The organism is Burkholderia sp. MSMB1588, from assembly GCF_001546925.1.
In the GTDB taxonomy this organism is placed as follows: Bacteria; Pseudomonadota; Gammaproteobacteria; order Burkholderiales; family Burkholderiaceae; genus Burkholderia; species Burkholderia humptydooensis.
On the sequence record NZ_LNJS01000001.1, the window covers coordinates 772,833 to 788,113 of the forward strand.

17 protein-coding genes are annotated in these 15,281 nt (G+C 67.0%); 10 read left to right on the top strand and 7 right to left on the bottom strand.

The window, feature by feature from the left end:
- Positions 1 to 136 precede the first annotated feature (136 nt).
- The 8 genes from WS92_RS15230 to WS92_RS15265 all read left to right on the top strand — a co-directional run bounded on the left by WS92_RS15230 (position 137) and on the right by WS92_RS15265 (position 7,174).
- Positions 137 to 592, top strand: coding sequence for an FKBP-type peptidyl-prolyl cis-trans isomerase (locus WS92_RS15230; protein ID WP_009911510.1), 456 nt, complete (start codon positions 137 to 139; stop codon positions 590 to 592).
- A 2-nt stretch (positions 593 to 594) separates the two neighbouring features.
- Positions 595 to 1,575, top strand: a complete 981-nt coding sequence (ispH, locus tag WS92_RS15235) for a 4-hydroxy-3-methylbut-2-enyl diphosphate reductase (RefSeq protein ID WP_006024828.1) — start codon at positions 595 to 597, stop codon at positions 1,573 to 1,575.
- Positions 1,576 to 1,849: 274 nt separating this feature from the next.
- Positions 1,850 to 2,350 (top strand): hypothetical protein, encoded by a 501-nt coding sequence (locus tag WS92_RS15240; protein ID WP_059932086.1) that lies wholly within the window; start codon positions 1,850 to 1,852, stop codon positions 2,348 to 2,350.
- 222 nt (positions 2,351 to 2,572) lie between these two features.
- Positions 2,573 to 3,523, top strand: coding sequence for a branched-chain amino acid ABC transporter permease (locus WS92_RS15245; protein ID WP_006024830.1), 951 nt, complete (start codon positions 2,573 to 2,575; stop codon positions 3,521 to 3,523).
- Positions 3,524 to 3,533: 10 nt separating this feature from the next.
- Complete coding sequence (locus WS92_RS15250) at positions 3,534 to 4,703, top strand: ABC transporter permease subunit (protein ID WP_015600361.1); 1,170 nt, start codon at positions 3,534 to 3,536, stop codon at positions 4,701 to 4,703.
- 61 nt (positions 4,704 to 4,764) lie between these two features.
- On the top strand, positions 4,765 to 5,538 hold the full coding sequence (locus WS92_RS15255; protein WP_009911514.1) for an ABC transporter ATP-binding protein: 774 nt from the start codon (positions 4,765 to 4,767) through the stop codon (positions 5,536 to 5,538).
- Positions 5,538 to 6,254, top strand: a complete 717-nt coding sequence (locus tag WS92_RS15260; protein ID WP_059932088.1) for an ABC transporter ATP-binding protein — start codon at positions 5,538 to 5,540, stop codon at positions 6,252 to 6,254. The genes WS92_RS15255 and WS92_RS15260 overlap by 1 nt, the downstream gene beginning before the upstream one ends.
- A gap of 251 nt (positions 6,255 to 6,505) precedes the next feature.
- Complete coding sequence (locus tag WS92_RS15265) at positions 6,506 to 7,174, top strand: DUF2278 family protein (protein ID WP_015602268.1); 669 nt, start codon at positions 6,506 to 6,508, stop codon at positions 7,172 to 7,174.
- A gap of 73 nt (positions 7,175 to 7,247) precedes the next feature.
- On the opposite strand, the gene WS92_RS15270 is transcribed toward WS92_RS15265, so the two are convergent.
- The 3 genes from WS92_RS15270 to WS92_RS15280 form a co-directional block, all read right to left on the bottom strand.
- Positions 7,248 to 7,706, bottom strand: coding sequence for a GNAT family acetyltransferase (locus tag WS92_RS15270; RefSeq protein WP_015601391.1), 459 nt, complete (start codon positions 7,704 to 7,706; stop codon positions 7,248 to 7,250).
- 6 nt (positions 7,707 to 7,712) lie between these two features.
- Complete coding sequence (locus WS92_RS15275; RefSeq protein ID WP_006024835.1) at positions 7,713 to 8,897, bottom strand: acetylornithine transaminase; 1,185 nt, start codon at positions 8,895 to 8,897, stop codon at positions 7,713 to 7,715.
- Between the two features lie 276 nt (positions 8,898 to 9,173).
- Complete coding sequence (locus tag WS92_RS15280; protein WP_006024836.1) at positions 9,174 to 10,205, bottom strand: CDP-6-deoxy-delta-3,4-glucoseen reductase; 1,032 nt, start codon at positions 10,203 to 10,205, stop codon at positions 9,174 to 9,176.
- A gap of 28 nt (positions 10,206 to 10,233) precedes the next feature.
- Here WS92_RS15280 and WS92_RS15285 point away from each other — a divergent pair, with 28 nt between their 5' ends.
- Entirely contained in the window at positions 10,234 to 11,313 is a 1,080-nt protein-coding gene (locus tag WS92_RS15285; protein ID WP_059932237.1) for an NAD-dependent epimerase/dehydratase family protein, read from the top strand.
- Here WS92_RS15285 and WS92_RS15290 read toward each other — a convergent pair.
- A complete protein-coding gene (locus WS92_RS15290) occupies positions 11,306 to 11,494 on the bottom strand; it encodes a hypothetical protein (protein ID WP_006024840.1) in 189 nt (62 codons plus the stop codon). The two genes, WS92_RS15285 and WS92_RS15290, sit on opposite strands and share 8 nt — an antisense overlap.
- 116 nt (positions 11,495 to 11,610) lie before the next feature.
- Positions 11,611 to 12,333, bottom strand: a complete 723-nt coding sequence (locus tag WS92_RS15295; protein ID WP_059932090.1) for a pseudouridine synthase — start codon at positions 12,331 to 12,333, stop codon at positions 11,611 to 11,613.
- Between the two features lie 144 nt (positions 12,334 to 12,477).
- Here WS92_RS15295 and copC point away from each other — a divergent pair, with 144 nt between their 5' ends.
- The gene (copC, locus tag WS92_RS15300; protein ID WP_006024842.1) at positions 12,478 to 12,849 is read left to right on the top strand and encodes a copper homeostasis periplasmic binding protein CopC; all 372 of its coding nucleotides are present in this window, start codon (positions 12,478 to 12,480) and stop codon (positions 12,847 to 12,849) included.
- A 294-nt stretch (positions 12,850 to 13,143) separates the two neighbouring features.
- Here copC and WS92_RS15305 read toward each other — a convergent pair whose 3' ends face one another.
- A complete protein-coding gene (locus WS92_RS15305; RefSeq protein ID WP_006024844.1) occupies positions 13,144 to 14,106 on the bottom strand; it encodes a LysR family transcriptional regulator in 963 nt (320 codons plus the stop codon).
- Positions 14,107 to 14,308: 202 nt separating this feature from the next.
- Positions 14,309 to 15,205 carry a LysR substrate-binding domain-containing protein gene (locus WS92_RS15310; RefSeq protein WP_059932092.1) on the bottom strand — a complete coding sequence of 299 codons (897 nt, stop codon included), beginning with the start codon at positions 15,203 to 15,205 and terminating at the stop codon, positions 14,309 to 14,311.
- Positions 15,206 to 15,281: the final 76 nt, after the last annotated feature.

Consider the following 15,281-nt stretch of genomic DNA (forward strand, 5'->3'; position numbering starts at 1 on the left):
TGCTGACCTCCAATATCCTGTGTGCTCGCAAGGCGAATCGCGCCGGCATTCCGCTTCGATCGCCGAGGTGACTTACAATATGGGCTTTGCGCTGCGCCGCCCGCCGTTTTTCGGGCGCCGATTGAACGAGTACCCCATGAGCCTCATCGACCTTGCAGAAGTGAAGCCCGGTTCGCACGTCACGCTTCATTACCGGCTCGCCCTTGCCGACGGCGCCGACATCGTCAACACGTTCTCCGACAAGCCCGCCACGCTCCTCCTCGGCGCGGGGCAGCTCGCGCCGTCGCTGGAGGAGATTCTGACCGGCCTCAAGGCGGGCGACCATTCGACCTTCCGGCTAGCGCCCGAGCAAGCGTTCGGGCCGCGCAATCCGGACATGATCCAGCGCGTGTCGCTTGCGACGCTGCGCGAAAACGGCATGGTCGGCGACGATTTCGCGCCGGGGGACCTGATCGAATTCAACGCGCCGGACGGCGGCCGCTACGCGGGCGTGCTCAAGGAGATCGGCGAGACCGCCGCGCTCTTCGATTTCAACCATCCGCTCGCGGGCCAGGCGCTCACGTTCGAAGTGAAAATCATCGGGATTCTGTAATCATGAGCTCCACCGATACGCTGTCCGGCCAGGTTGCCGCGGCCGACGCCGAGATTCTGCTCGCCCAGCCGCGCGGTTTCTGCGCGGGCGTCGACCGCGCGATCGAGATCGTCGAGCGTGCGATCGCGATGCACGGCGCGCCGATCTACGTGCGCCACGAGATCGTGCACAACAAGTACGTCGTCGAGGACCTGAAGAAGAAGGGCGCGATTTTCGTCGAGGAACTCGAGGAAGTGCCGTCCGGCAACACGGTGATCTTCAGCGCGCACGGCGTGTCGAAGGCGGTGCGCGACGAGGCGGCCGTGCGTGGGCTGCGCATTTACGACGCGACGTGTCCGCTCGTCACGAAGGTGCACGTCGAGGTCGCGAAGATGCGCCAGGAAGGCGTCGACATCGTGATGATCGGCCACAAGGGCCACCCGGAGGTCGAAGGCACGATGGGCCAGGTGGAGCGCGGCATGCATCTCGTCGAGAGCGTCGAGGACGTGCGCAAGCTCGAGCTGCCCGATCCCGGGCGCGTCGCGCTCGTCACGCAGACGACGTTGTCCGTCGACGACGCGGCCGAGATCATCGGCGCGCTCAAGGCGAAATTTCCCGCGATTCGCGAGCCGAAGAAGCAGGACATCTGCTACGCAACGCAGAACCGCCAAGATGCGGTGAAGTTCATGACGCCGCAGTGCGACGTCGTGATCGTCGTCGGCAGCCCGAACAGCTCGAACTCGAGCCGCTTGCGCGAGGTCGCCGAGAAGCGCGGCGTCGCCGCCTACATGGTCGACGCGCCCGAGCAGATCGACCCGGCCTGGGTCGCCGGCAAGCGCCGGATCGGCGTGACCGCCGGCGCGTCAGCGCCCGAGGTGCTCGCGCAGGCCGTGATCGCGCGCTTGCGCGAGCTCGGCGTGACCAACGTGCGGGCGCTCGAAGGCATCGAGGAGAACGTGTCGTTCCCGTTGCCGCGCGGCCTGAATCTGTCTTCCGCCGTCTGATCGCCGGTTTCGTTTCCGTCGGAATGCAAAAAGCGCGCCTCGGGCGCGCTTTTGTTTTGGGCGCGTTTTCCCCGGGAGCAACCATTCGGCACTAAGACAGTGCAACCCGGTTGCAATATCGTCCCGAACTCCGCTCTCAAAAAAGGTTGCAATGCAGGAAAACCCTGTCGAATCAGGAATATTGGTCGTCCTATAAATAGAGTTACAATGCGCCCGTTTTCAGGCCTGATGGCCTCGGAACATGGTTTTGGCAAGGCGCTGGAGACCTTATTCGATGCATCTGGAGTTGGTTTACGCCGGGCCCGTCGACGCGGCGGTTGCGCTCTTCGCAGCGGCCGCCGACGGACGCGACGGCGGGGCGGCGGCGCGGCTCGCGACAGCCTCGGCCGCCTCCCCGGGCGACGTGATCGTCGCCGGGGCCGGGCGTCCTGCGGCGAATTTCGCCGCGAAGCCGACTCGGATCAAGCGCGCACGCATCGACGTCGTCGCATCCGTCGACATCGGCGCGCCGGGCGAGCCGGTTGCGCGACGGACGGCAGTCCGTCGCGTGGCGGCGCCGTCCCGACGTGCGCCGATTACGAGCGACGCAGTGCACGCGATCGCCGACACCACGAGGCGCGCCATCCCGAGCGAAGCATTCGACGTGCCGCAGCCGATGTCGGCGTCCGCCCGCGAGGCGGCCGGCGTCACGCGCGGCCGCGTCGGCTCCGCGAGGGCTGGCGCATGGACGCTCTACGACTTCAAGGAGGCCAAGCACACCGTCCTCGAGTCGTGAACTACAGACGGGACTCGCGACGGCACCGAGGCTTCAGTGCGGTGCCGTTTTCGTATCCGTCCCGGCAAGACGCGCGGTCGCACAGTCCGCATCGTCCGCGCCGGGCCGGCATCACCTTACCGGTATTGATCAAGTACCCGCAGTGTCGTTGAGATCGCGCGATTCCATCGCTTATCCGCATGGCTGAGCGCGCATCCGGTGGCACGGGCCAAGGAGCTTTAAATGGATATTTTCGTCCAGCAGATCCTCAACGGACTGGTGCTCGGCAGTGTCTACGCCATCATCGCGTTGGGCTACACGATGGTGTACGGCATTCTCGGCATCATCAACTTCGCGCACGGCGACGTGCTGATGGTGGGCGCGATGGTCGCGCTTTCCGCGATCACGGTGTTGCAGAACCACTTTCCCGGGCTCGGCCACGTCGCCACGCTGACGATCGGGCTCGGGATCGCCGCGGTGGTCTGCGCGTGCGTCGGCTTCACGATCGAGCGCGTCGCGTACCGGCCGCTGCGTCGCGCGCCGCGCCTCGCGCCGCTCATCACCGCGATCGGCGTGTCGATCCTGTTGCAGACGGCCGCGATGATGATCTGGTCGCGCAACCCGCTGCCGTTCCCGCAGTTGCTGCCGACCGATCCGATCAACGTGATCAGGGCGGGCGAGAACAATCCGGGCGCGGTGATTTCGATGACCGAGATCACGATCATCATCGTCGCGTTCCTCGTGATGGCGGGGCTGCTCCTCCTCGTGCACAAGACGAAGCTCGGCCGCGCCATGCGCGCGATCGCCGAGAACCCGAACACGGCGAGCCTGATGGGCGTGAACCCGAACTTCGTGATCTCCGCGACGTTCATGATCGGCTCCGCGCTCGCGGCGCTCGCAGGCGTGATGATTGCGTCCGAATACGGCAACGTCCACTTCTACATGGGTTTCATCCCCGGCATGAAGGCGTTCACGGCCGCGGTGCTGGGCGGGATCGGCAACCTCGGCGGCGCGATGGTGGGCGGCGTGCTGCTCGGCCTCATCGAGCAGTTGGGCGCGGGCTACATCGGCAATCTGACGGGCGGGGTGTTCGGCAGCAATTACCAAGACGTGTTCGCGTTCATCGTGCTCATCATTGTGCTCGTGTTCCGGCCGTCGGGCCTGTTGGGCGAACGTGTCGCCGATCGCGCGTAAGGAGAACAACATGACATCCATTCAACCGATCGAAACGTCGGCTTCGCTCGTCGAGGAGCGCCATCCCGCGAAGACCGCCACCATCGGCATCCTGATCGCGGCGTTCGTGATCGCCGCGCCGCTCGTCATCGGCGCGGCGGGCGGCAACTACTGGGTCCGCGTGCTCGATTTCGCGATGCTGTACGTGATGCTTGCGCTGGGCCTGAACGTGGTGGTCGGCTTCGCCGGCCTGCTCGACCTGGGCTACATCGCGTTCTACGCGGTGGGCGCTTATACCGCGGCGCTCCTGAGCTCGCCTCACCTGACGTCGCACTTCGACTGGATCGCGCAGATGGTGCCGGGCGGCCTGCACGTGCCATTCTTCCTGATCGTGCCGATCGCGATGGCGCTCGCGGCGATCTTCGGCATCCTGCTCGGCGCGCCGACGCTGCGCCTGCGCGGCGACTACCTCGCGATCGTCACGCTCGGCTTCGGCGAGATCGTCCGGATCTTTATGAACAATCTCGACCGTCCGGTCAACGTGACGAACGGGCCGCAGGGGATCACCGGCATCGATCCCGTCCAGGTCGCGGGCTTCAACCTGTCGCAGACGCACGAGATCTTCGGCTTCTCGCTGCCGTCCGTGTACATGTACTACTACCTGTTCGTGCTCTGCGCGCTGCTCGTCATCTGGGTCTGCACGCGCCTGCAGCACTCGCGTATCGGCCGCGCATGGGCCGCGATCCGCGAAGACGAGATCGCCGCGAAGGCGATGGGCATCAACACCCGCAACGTGAAGCTGCTCGCGTTCGCGATGGGCGCGTCGTTCGGCGGCCTGTCGGGCGCGATGTTCGGCGCGTTCCAGGGCTTCGTGTCGCCGGAATCGTTCACGTTCTGGGAATCGGTCGTCGTGCTCGCGTGCGTGGTGCTGGGCGGCATGGGCCACATCCCGGGCGTGATCCTCGGCGCAGTCCTGCTCGCCGTGTTCCCCGAATTCCTGCGCTCGACGATGAGCCCGCTGCAGCACATGCTGTTCGGCCACGACATCGTCGATACCGAAGTGATTCGCCAGGCACTCTATGGCCTTGCGATGGTGGTCATCATGCTGTATCGCTCGGAAGGCCTGTGGCCCGCGCCGAAGCATGAGGACAGGATCGCGAAACTGGCGAAGCGCGGCGGCAAGAAGCCGGTGCGCGCGTAAAGGACGTGGGACCGGCGCAAGCGCTGAAGCGCCAGCGCCGGTCGACACTGGAGAAAAGGTAATGAGCGAACAAATTCGACTGTCCGTCAAAGGCGTGAACAAGCGCTTCGGCGGCCTGCAGGCGCTGTCCGACGTCGGCCTCGAGATCCGCGAGGGCCAGATCTACGGCCTGATCGGCCCGAACGGCGCGGGCAAGACCACCTTCTTCAACGTGATCACGGGGCTCTATACGCCGGATTCCGGCGAGTTCAAGCTCGACGGCGCGGATTACACGCCGACCGCCGTGCATCAGGTCGCAAAGGCGGGCATCGCGCGCACGTTCCAGAACATTCGCCTGTTCGGCGGAATGACCGCGCTCGAGAACGTGATGGTCGGGCGCCACGTGCGCACGAAGCACGGCCTGCTGGGCGCCGTGTTCCAGACGCCCGCCGAGCGCAAGGAAGAGCGCGAGATCAAGGAGCGCGCGATCGAACTGCTCGATTACGTCGGCGTGCTGCAGTACGCGGATTACACCGCGCGCAACCTGTCGTACGGCCACCAGCGGCGCCTGGAGATCGCGCGCGCGCTCGCGACCGATCCGAAGCTGCTCGCGCTCGACGAGCCGGCGGCCGGGATGAACGCGACCGAGAAGGTCGAGCTCACGCGTCTGCTCGACAAGATCCGGTCGGACGGCCGGACGATTCTCCTGATCGAGCACGACGTGAAGCTCGTCATGCACCTGTGCAACCGGATGACGGTGCTCGATTACGGCAAGGTGATCGCCGAGGGTCTGCCGCAGGACGTGCAGAAGAATCCGAAGGTGATTGAGGCATATCTCGGCGCAGGGGTGCACTGATGGCAGCGGCAATGTTGAAAATCAAGGGCTTGCAGGTCAACTACGGCGGCATCCAGGCCGTCAAGGGCGTTGACATGGAAGTCCGTCAGGGCGAGCTCGTCACGCTGATCGGCGCGAACGGCGCGGGCAAGACCACGACGATGAAGGCGATCACGGGCTTGAAGCCGTATTCGGCGGGCGACATCGAGTACGACGGCCAGTCGATCAAGGGCGTGCCGCCGCACGAACTGCTCAAGCGCGGCCTGGCGATGGTGCCGGAAGGCCGCGGGATCTTCGCGCGGATGTCGATCGTCGAGAACATGCAGATGGGCGCTTATCTGCGCAACGACAACGAGCAGATCAAGAAGGACGTCGACCGGATGTTCGGCTTCTTTCCGCGCCTGAAGGAGCGCGCGACGCAGCTCGCCGGCACGCTGTCGGGCGGCGAGCAGCAGATGCTCGCGATGGCGCGCGCGATTCTGTCCAAGCCGAAGCTGCTGCTGCTCGACGAGCCGTCGATGGGGCTGTCGCCGATCATGGTCGAGAAGATCTTCGAGGTGGTGCGCGAGATCTCGAAGGATGGCATCACGGTGCTGCTCGTCGAGCAGAACGCGCGCCTCGCGCTGCAGGCGGCGGACCGCGGCTACGTGATGGACTCGGGCACGGTCACGATGGAAGGCGACGCGAAGCAGATGCTCGACGATCCGAAGGTGCGCGCCGCGTATCTGGGCGAGTAAACGCCGATCGATGCCGGCCGCGCGGTTTGCGCGGGGTGGCGTTCATGAGGCCGTCACGGCGCGCCGTGGCGGCTTTTTGTTTTTCGGCGGCCTCCCGTTCGTTTTGCCGGGGCGGCGAATGTGTCAGGGGGCATGCCGAGCGCGGCAGCGTGCGCGCGGAGCAACTGTCGCCCGCGTTCGCCGATCGGCCTATCGAAAACCGACACGCAGCTCAGGCACAATGTGTACGCTACCCTCGAACGGAGACGCACATGAGCCTCGATTACGGTTTCGTGAAAGCGAAGATCAAAGCGGTTGCGGGTCTGAAAGCGGCGGCGCGCGCGAACGAGACGCAGTATCACGTCCATTTGACGCTCGCGCTGCCCGACGGCGACTGGGACGTTGCGATCAACGTCGGCACCAACGACGCGGACGACTTGCTCAAGTACAAGCTCGTCTATGATTTCCATCATCCGGTCACGCAGACGCTCGCCGCGGCGGCGGAAGGCTATACGGACCTGACGGGCGGCGCTGCGCTGCCGGCGCTCGACTTCGTGCGCAGCGACGTCCTGAGCGAAACAGGCGCGTGGCGCATGAGCGACGTAATGGACGGCACCGAGCATCCGGAGCCGATTCCGTCGATGCTGCGGCTCGTCGACGCCGCGCGTCAGCAGAACCTCGATCTGTATGTGTTCGGGCGCACGTACGTCGAAGGCAACGGCATACACGATACGCACATGAACCAGGGATCGTCCGGGCCGCACTTCCTGCATCGGCCGGGCAACGACGCGAACGATCACAACGACGTGTGGCAGGACGGCGCGCTTTTCGTCGATCTTGGCGGCGAGCAATGGGCCGCGTACTTCGCGGCATTCGAGCAGCAGGCGGTGCCGACCGACGGCCTGGGCAATCCGCTGCCGGGCGCGGGGCCGATTTCGTAGGCGGGCGCGGCGATGCGGGCGGCGGCGCATGCTGCGAAAAACGGCGGCGCGGTGCGCCGCGTTCACTGCAACGTCAATCCGTCGCGAGCCGCTTGCCGAACGAGATGCGCTCTTCCGCGCGGTAGCCGAGCGCTTCGTAGAAACGGCACGCGTCGTCGTTGCCCGGTAGCACCTGCAGGTTCACCTTGGGGCAGCCGCGCGCGGCGAGCGCCGCCTCCGCATGCGCGAGCAGCGCGCGGCCGATGCCGAGCCGCCGCGCGCCGCGTTCGACCGCGAGCGAATACAGCCAGCCGCGATGACCGTCGTAGCCGGCCATCACGGTCCCGACGACACGCCCGTCGGCGGTCGCGACGAAAAACAGCTCGGGCTGCGTCGCGAGCTTGAGCTCGATCGAGCGCCGCGGATCGCGGTGCGGCGTGCTCGCGTCCGAATACGACGGGAACGCGTCGCGCCACACGGCGAGCACGGCGTCGGTGTCGCCGAGCCCGAACGGGCGGATCGCGACGTCGTTCGTGACGATCTCGGTCGACATGCGCGATCAGAGCGAATCGAGCACCGAACGCAGCATCGCCATCATCTGGTCGATCTCGTCGTTCGTCACGTTCAGGGCCGGCATGAAGCGCAGCAGGTTCGGGCGCGCGGCGTTCAGCAGCAGGCCGTCCGGCTGCATGTCGCGCGCCTTCTCGACGATCTGCGGGCCGATGTCCTTGCCGAGCAGGAGCGCGCGCAGCAGGCCTTCGCCGCGCTCGCCCTCGAAGCCGCGCTCCTCCGACAGTTCGAGCAGCTTGCGCTTCAGGTATTCCCCGCGCGCGCGCACGCCTTCGAGGAAGCCCGGCGCGACGAGCTGCGAGATCACCGCGTGGCCCGCCGCGGTCATCAGCGGGTTGCCGTTGTAGGTGCCGCCCTGGTCGCCCGCCTCGAACACCGCTACGTCCGCCTTCGACAGCAGCGCCGCGAGCGGCACGCCGCCGCCGATACCCTTGCCGAGCGTCATGATGTCCGGCTCGACGCCGGCGAGCTCGTACGCGAACAGCGTGCCGGCGCGGCCGCAGCCGCTTTGCACTTCGTCGACGATGAGCAGCAGGTCGTGCTGCTTCGTCAGCGCGCGCAGTTGCCGCATGAATTCGCGCGACGCCGGGATCACGCCGCCTTCGCCCTGGATCGGCTCGAGCATCACGGCGACGGTCTTGTCGTTGATCAGCCGCTCGACCGAGTTGATATCGTTGATCTCGGCCTTCGGAAAGCCCGGCACCTGTGGCGCGTAGATCGTGTCCCAGCCTGCCTTGCCGCTCGCCGACATCGTCGCGAGCGTGCGGCCGTGGAAGCCGTGGTCGAACGTGATGATCTCGTACGCGCCCTTCCTGAACTTGCGGCCCCATTTGCGCGCGAGCTTGATCGCGCCTTCGTTCGCTTCGGCGCCGCTGTTCGCGAAGAACACCTTGTCGAACACGCTGTGCTGCGTGAGGAGGCCCGCGAGCTTCGCCATCGGCTCGTTGTAGAACGCGGGCGACGGGTTCAGCAGCTTCTCGGCCTGCGCCTGCAGCGCCTGGACGAGGCCGTCGTTGCAGTGGCCGAGGCAGTTGACCGCCCAGCCCTGGATGAAATCCAGGTAGCGCTTGCCGGTGTGGTCGTAGAGCCACGAGCCCTTGCCGTGCGTGAACACGATGTCGGGGCGGTTCGTGATGTACATCAGCGAGTCGATCGGGTAGTCGTTCAGCGGCATAGCGGCAGGCTCCAGCGGGCAGTCGGCGAAAAGACAATAAAAAAAGCCACGGGATGCCGTGGCTTGGTGGTTCGAACAGCTTGTGCGTAACGGGGAAGCGGTTACGCGCGAGTCCGTGGCGAGCCGGCGGCATCCGTGCGGAGCGGCGAGCGGCGACGTCGGAGAGGGGACTGGAAGCGGTTCATGTGCGCAAGCATAAGGCATCACGCGGCCTCAAGTAAACCGCTGCGACGCGACAATTCCGTGTCGCGGCGGTTTTCCCGGGCCGCGCGGCGCTCAGACCGGGTGTGCGAGGTCCGCGGCGCTCGTGAACGAGTCCGCGTAGAACTCGTCGGCGGGCAGGCCATGGTGCTGCGTGAAGTCGCGCTGCGCGGATTCGACCATCACGGGCGCGCCGCATGCATACACCTGGTGCCCGGACAGATCCGGCAGATCCTCGATCACCGCGCGATGCACGAAGCCCGTGCGGCCCGCCCACGCGTCGCTCGCGTCGGGCTCGGAGAGCACCGGCACGAACTTGAAGTTCGGGATCTCCTTCGCCCATTGCTCGGCGGCGTCGAGCAGATACAGGTCCTTCTTGCGGCGCGCGCCCCAGTAGAGCGTCATCGGGCGCTCGAGCTTCGCGTGGTGCGCGTGCTCGATGATCGCCTTGATCGGCGCGAAGCCCGTGCCGGATGCGAGCAGCACGATCGGCTTGTCCGAATCCTCGCGCAGGAAGAACGTGCCGAGCGGGCCTTCGAGGCGCAGGATGTCGCGTTCCTTCATCGCGCCGAACACGTGGTCGGTGAACTTGCCGCCCGGCATGTGGCGGATGTGCAGCTCGATCGGCCCTTCCTCGTGCGGCGCGGTCGCCATCGAATAGCTGCGGCGCGCGCCGTCCTTCAGGATGAACTCGATGTACTGGCCGGCCAGATACTGCAGGCGCTCGTTCGCGGGCAACTGCAGCCTCAGCACGATCACGTCGTCCGCGCGGCGCTCGAGCGCCGCGACGCGGCACGGCAGCTTCTTCACCTGGACGCCGTCGACGCCCGCGATCTCGCGCACGTCGACTTCGAGGTCGCTCTGCGGCTTCGAGCAGCAGAGGAGCGCGAGGCCGCGCGTGCGCTCGTCGTTCGACAGCGCCGATGCGGAATGCGGCCCCTGCTCGAACTGGCCTTGCACGATCGTGCCCTTGCACGAGCCGCACGCGCCGTTCTTGCAGCCGTAGGGCAGATGGACGTTCTGGCGCAGCGCCGCCGCGAGCACGGTTTCGTCGGCCTCGACCTGGAACTGCCGGCCGCTTTGCTTGAGGGTTACGTTAAAAGCCATAAGTCGTTGAGAACAAAAAGTGGGGACCGTGCAAGGCGTGCACGGCAGCTACAATGCATTCCTGCGGATCAACCGATACACCATGATTGCGACACGAATCCTGCGCCGGCCGCGCGTATTGATCGTCGGCTGCGGCGACGTCGGCCTGCGCTGCGCCGCGCAACTGCGCGCGCGGCGCGAGAACCTGCGCGTCGTCGCGCTGACGAGCCGGCGCTCGCGCTGCGCCGAACTTCGGGCGGCGGGAGTCGTGCCCGTCGTCGGCGATCTGGACGCGCGCGCGACGCTCGAGCGGATCGCGCGCGTCGCGCACGTCGTGCTGCATCTCGCGCCGCCGCAGGCCACGGGCGACGTCGATCGCCGAACGCAGGCGCTCATCGCCGCGCTCGCGTCGCCGCGGCGGCCGTCGCGTCAGTTCGCGCCGGCATACGGCAGGCTGCGCGCCGGGCGGGCCACTGCCAGATCGGCTCGGCCACTTTTTCGAGCATCGGCTATTGTACCCGACGCCCCGTCGCGTCCCGTCGTCGTCTACGCGAGCACGAGCGGCGTCTACGGCGATTGCGGCGGCGCGCGGGTTGACGAAACGCGGCCGGTGCGGCCCGCGAATCCGCGCGCGCAGCGGCGCGTGTCGGCCGAGCGTCAGCTTCGCCGCGCGACCGCGCGCGGTGCGCTGTCCGCGCGCATCGTGCGGATCCCCGGCATCTACGCGGCGAACCGGTTGCCGCTCGCGCGGCTCGAGAAGGGGACGCCGGCCCTCGCCGAGGCCGACGACGTCTATACGAACCATATTCATGCCGACGATCTCGCGTCGATTCTGTTGCGCGCCGCCGCGCGCGGCAAGCCCGCGCGGGTCGTCCATGCGAGCGACGATACCGAGCTGAAGATGGGGGACTACTTCGAGCGGATCGCGCGCGCGTTCGGCATGCGCAGCCCGCCGCGCATCGCGCGCGCCGAAGCGGAGCGGCAGCTCGAGCCGATGCTGCTGTCGTTCATGCGCGAGTCGCGGCGGCTCGCGAACGCGAGAATGAAGCGCGAATTGCGCATCGCGCTGCGTTATCCGACTGTCGACGACTTTCTGCGCACCGTGCCCGCGCCGCGCCCGGTCAAGTGATTGCCGGCAACGCCTCGATCAACAGGAAGCACAGCAGCGCGCCGATCAGCGCGCCAATCAGATTCGGATGATATTTGCGCTTCAGATGCATCGCGGTGAGCAGCCCGCCGATGATGATCGCGCCGAGCGCCGCGAACGCCAGTATCACGGACGATATTTCGATCGGATTGTCGATGGTCATGATGTCCCCCCAAACCTGGAACGTATTGTGGTTTGTTTCGAGTATAGCGGGGCTTGATGACACTGCCATGCTGCGATGCGGCATGGCTCAGGCCGCCGGGCGGCGGCCGTTCGGGCTTACCCTGACAGGGTTTTCGCCGTGCCGCGCAATGCGGCGAGATCGTGCTCGTCGAGCCAGCGCCATGCGCCTTCGGCGAGATCCCCGGGCAACGCGAAGCCGCCGATGCGCGAGCGATGCAACGCGTCGACGCGGTTGCTCGCGGCGGCGACCATCCGCTTCACCTGGTGGTATTTCCCTTCGGCGATCGTTATTTCGAGGAGTCGTTCTCCTCGGGCGACGGCGGCGAGCGCCGCGACCGGCTTCGGCTCGCCGTGCAGCAGCACGCCCGCGCGCAGCGTGTCGAGCTGCGCGTCGTCGAGCGGGTGGCGCACCGTCGCGACGTAGGTCTTCGGCGTCTTGCGCTTCGGTGACGTGTACGCATGGACGAACTGGCCGTCGTCGGACAGGAGCAGCAGGCCCGTCGTGTCCTGGTCGAGGCGGCCGACGCACTGGACGCCGCGTTCGGCGAACTGCGGCGGCAGCAGGCTGAACACGCTCGCATGATGCTGCGGCTCGCGCGAGCACTCGTAGCCCGCCGGCTTGTTGAGCACGACGTACGCGCGCGCGCGGTACGGCCAAGCGACGCCGTCGACTTCGAACACGAGCTGCGTGGTGTCGAACGACGCGTGCGCGTCGGTGCACGTCGCGCCGCCGGCGGCGACGCGTCCCGCTTCGACGAGCGCGCGGCACTGGCGGCGCGACCCGAAGCCTTGGGTGAACAGAATGCTTTCGAGATCCATGGCGCGCGCATTGTACCAAGCGCATCAAACGCGGATCGGGAGAACGGTCGCGGCGCGCTCGGGCGCAAGCGCGCGTGGGCTGGTAAGCTCGAGGCCCCGCGGTCGCGCTCGCGACCGCCATTCCTCGTTCAAACGAAGGTAACGATGACCATGACGATCACTTCCGTCGCGCGGCGCGGCCTCGCCGCCGCGCTCGCACTCGCGCTGTCGGGCGCCGCATTCGCGCACGCGAAACCCGAGAAGACCGATCCGCCCGCGAATGCCGCGGTCGCGGCGCCGCAGGCCGTGTCGATCGACTTCACCGAGACGCTCGAGCCCGCGTTCAGCTCGATCGTCGTCGTCGACGCAGCCGGCGCGCCGGCCCAGGCCGCGAAGGCGGTCGTCGACGCGAACGATCGCAAGCGCATGTCGGTCGCGCTCAAGCCGCTGCAGGCCGGCGCGTATACGGTCAAGTGGGTGGCGGTTGCAACCGACGGCCACCGCACGCAGGGCCGCTATACGTTCACCGTGAAATAGGCGCCGGGCGAGGGGCCGCCGCGGTGTTCCGATGCGCGGCAGCGTTCGACGAATCCACATCTCGTCGATTCGCTATTCGAGATCGTTCGTCGCCGCGCCGGTTGCGCGGAAGCCGCGAATTTGTCCGCCGGCGTTCGGCGCGCGTTTCGCCGTTTTCCCGCTTCCGGACGGAGTCAAACGCGGCTAGCCGCTGAAAGCGCATCGAGCACGCGTGCACGATGCACGCACATATGCATATGCACGCACCCGCTCGTGCGCGCGACGGCACGCCGAAGCGCATCGCCGGCGGCGCGCTCAGCGCAGCCGCGTGACGACGGCGCGCGCGCCGAGCGTCGGCGCCTCGCCGCGATCGCCGGCGGCGCGCGGCCCGATCCGTATCCGCTCTTTCAGGAAATCGAGCAGCGCGTGCACGCGCATCGGCAGATGCTCGCTCGGCCCGACGAACACCGCGTTGATCTCTTCTTCGTCGCCCGGATTGAATGCCTCGAGCACCGGCACGAGGCGTCCCGCGTCGAGGTCCGCGTCGACGTGAAAGCGCGCGAGCCGCGCGAGCCCGAGCCCGGAAACGGCCGCTTCGCGGATGCTTTCGTTGTCGCCGAGCAGCAGGTGGCCGCCCGACGGCAACAGGCGCTGGCCTTCCGCCGCGACGAACGGCCATGCCTTCGCGTTGCCGCTGAGGCCGATGCAGTTGTGGCGATCGAGATCGTCGGGCGTCGCCGGCACGCCGTTGCGCTCGAAATACGCGGGCGAGCCGACGACGACCATCCGGCTGCCGCCGAGCCTGCGCATCACGAGCCGCGAATCGTCGAGTGCGCCGGAGCGGATCGCGATGTCGCTGCGGTTGTCGAGCGGATCGACGGCCGCGTCCGACAGCACGATGTCGAGCGTGATGTCCGGATAGCGGCGCTGGAACTCGGGCAAGAGCGGCATCAGATGATGCTTGCCGAACGGCACGTGCGAATTGATCCGCACGCGCCCCTGCGGAATCGCGCCGTGCATCGCCTCGCGCTCGGCGTCGGCGATGTCTTCGAGGATGCGCACGCAGCGCTCGTAGAACGCGGCGCCTTCGGGCGTGAGCTGCAGCTTGCGCGTCGTGCGATTCAAAAGGCGCACGCCGAGCCGCGTCTCGAGCCGTTGAACGAACTTGCTGATCGCCGATGGCGTCATGTCGAGCCGTCGTCCCGCCGCAGAGAATCCGCACGACTCGATCACCTGAACGAACACGGCCATCTCGGAGAAACGATTGACCTCGCGCATGGACGTTTTGACGAGATTTTGAATGGATGAATCCTAGTATATCCGCGACTTGTTTTCGAACTCGCGGGATTTTCTTATGCCCGCGTTCATCGATTTTCGTCGATTCATCGTCGACCGTTTATCTCGCTTCGGCTGCCGCGTATTGGCGATTCATTGTGAGACGAACGTCTCGAACGAGCGCGCGTTCGTTTGCGCCGGCGCGTTAATGCGCCGGTGCGAAGCGGCGGCGGCGTCCGGTTTCGCGCACCGCGTCGATCAGCGCGTTGCTGGCGGGCGTCGGTCGATGCGAGAACGCGTAGAAGCGCGCGGCGGGCAGCGCGGGCAGTGCGTCGTTCGGCCCGCATTCGCGCAGGCCGTCGCGCAACTGGCTGCGCGCGACGACGGTGACGGCGAATCCCGCGAGCGCGGCCGCCACGCAGCCCGCCATGCTGCCGCTTTCGAACGCGATCCGAAATGGCCGCAGCGCGTCGCTCAGCGCGGCGAGCGCCACTTCGCGGTACACGCAAGGCTCGGGAAAGAGCGCGAGCGGCAGCGCGTCGTTTGCGTCGAGCGCGGCGCCGGATGCGAACGCCCATACGAGCGGCTCTTCCCACAGCAGTTCGCCGGCGTTGTCGTCGATGCGGCGGCAATGCTTGCCGAGCACGACGTCGAGGCGGCCCGACGCCTGGTGCCGCAGCAGATCCGCGGTGATGCCGACCTTCAGCTCGATCGTCGCGCGCGGATGCAGTCGGCCGAACGCGTGCAGCACCTGCGGCAGCCACGCGCCGGCGAAATCCTCCGACGCGCCCACGCGCAGCCGGCCGTGCAGCGGCGAGCCGCGCAGCCGCGCACGCGCTTCGCGCTCCATCTCGACGATGTTGCGTGCATATGCATAGAGCGTCTCGCCTGCGGGCGTGAGCTCGACTTGCCGCGTCGTGCGGGCGAGCAGCACGGCGCCCGTCGCCTGCTCGAGCCGCTTGATGTGCCCGCTGACGGCCGACGGCGTGAGCGCGAGCCGCTCGGCCGCGGGCGCGAAGCCGCGGCTGTCGGCGACTTCGAGAAAGGTGCGCAGCAGCACGATGTCGAGCGACATCGCTGCCGAGTCCGACGGCGCATTCATGCGGATCACCGATTCAACGAGATATTCGAATAATAGATGATGATTCTTTGAGAATCGTGACGAGAGCCCGGGCTAC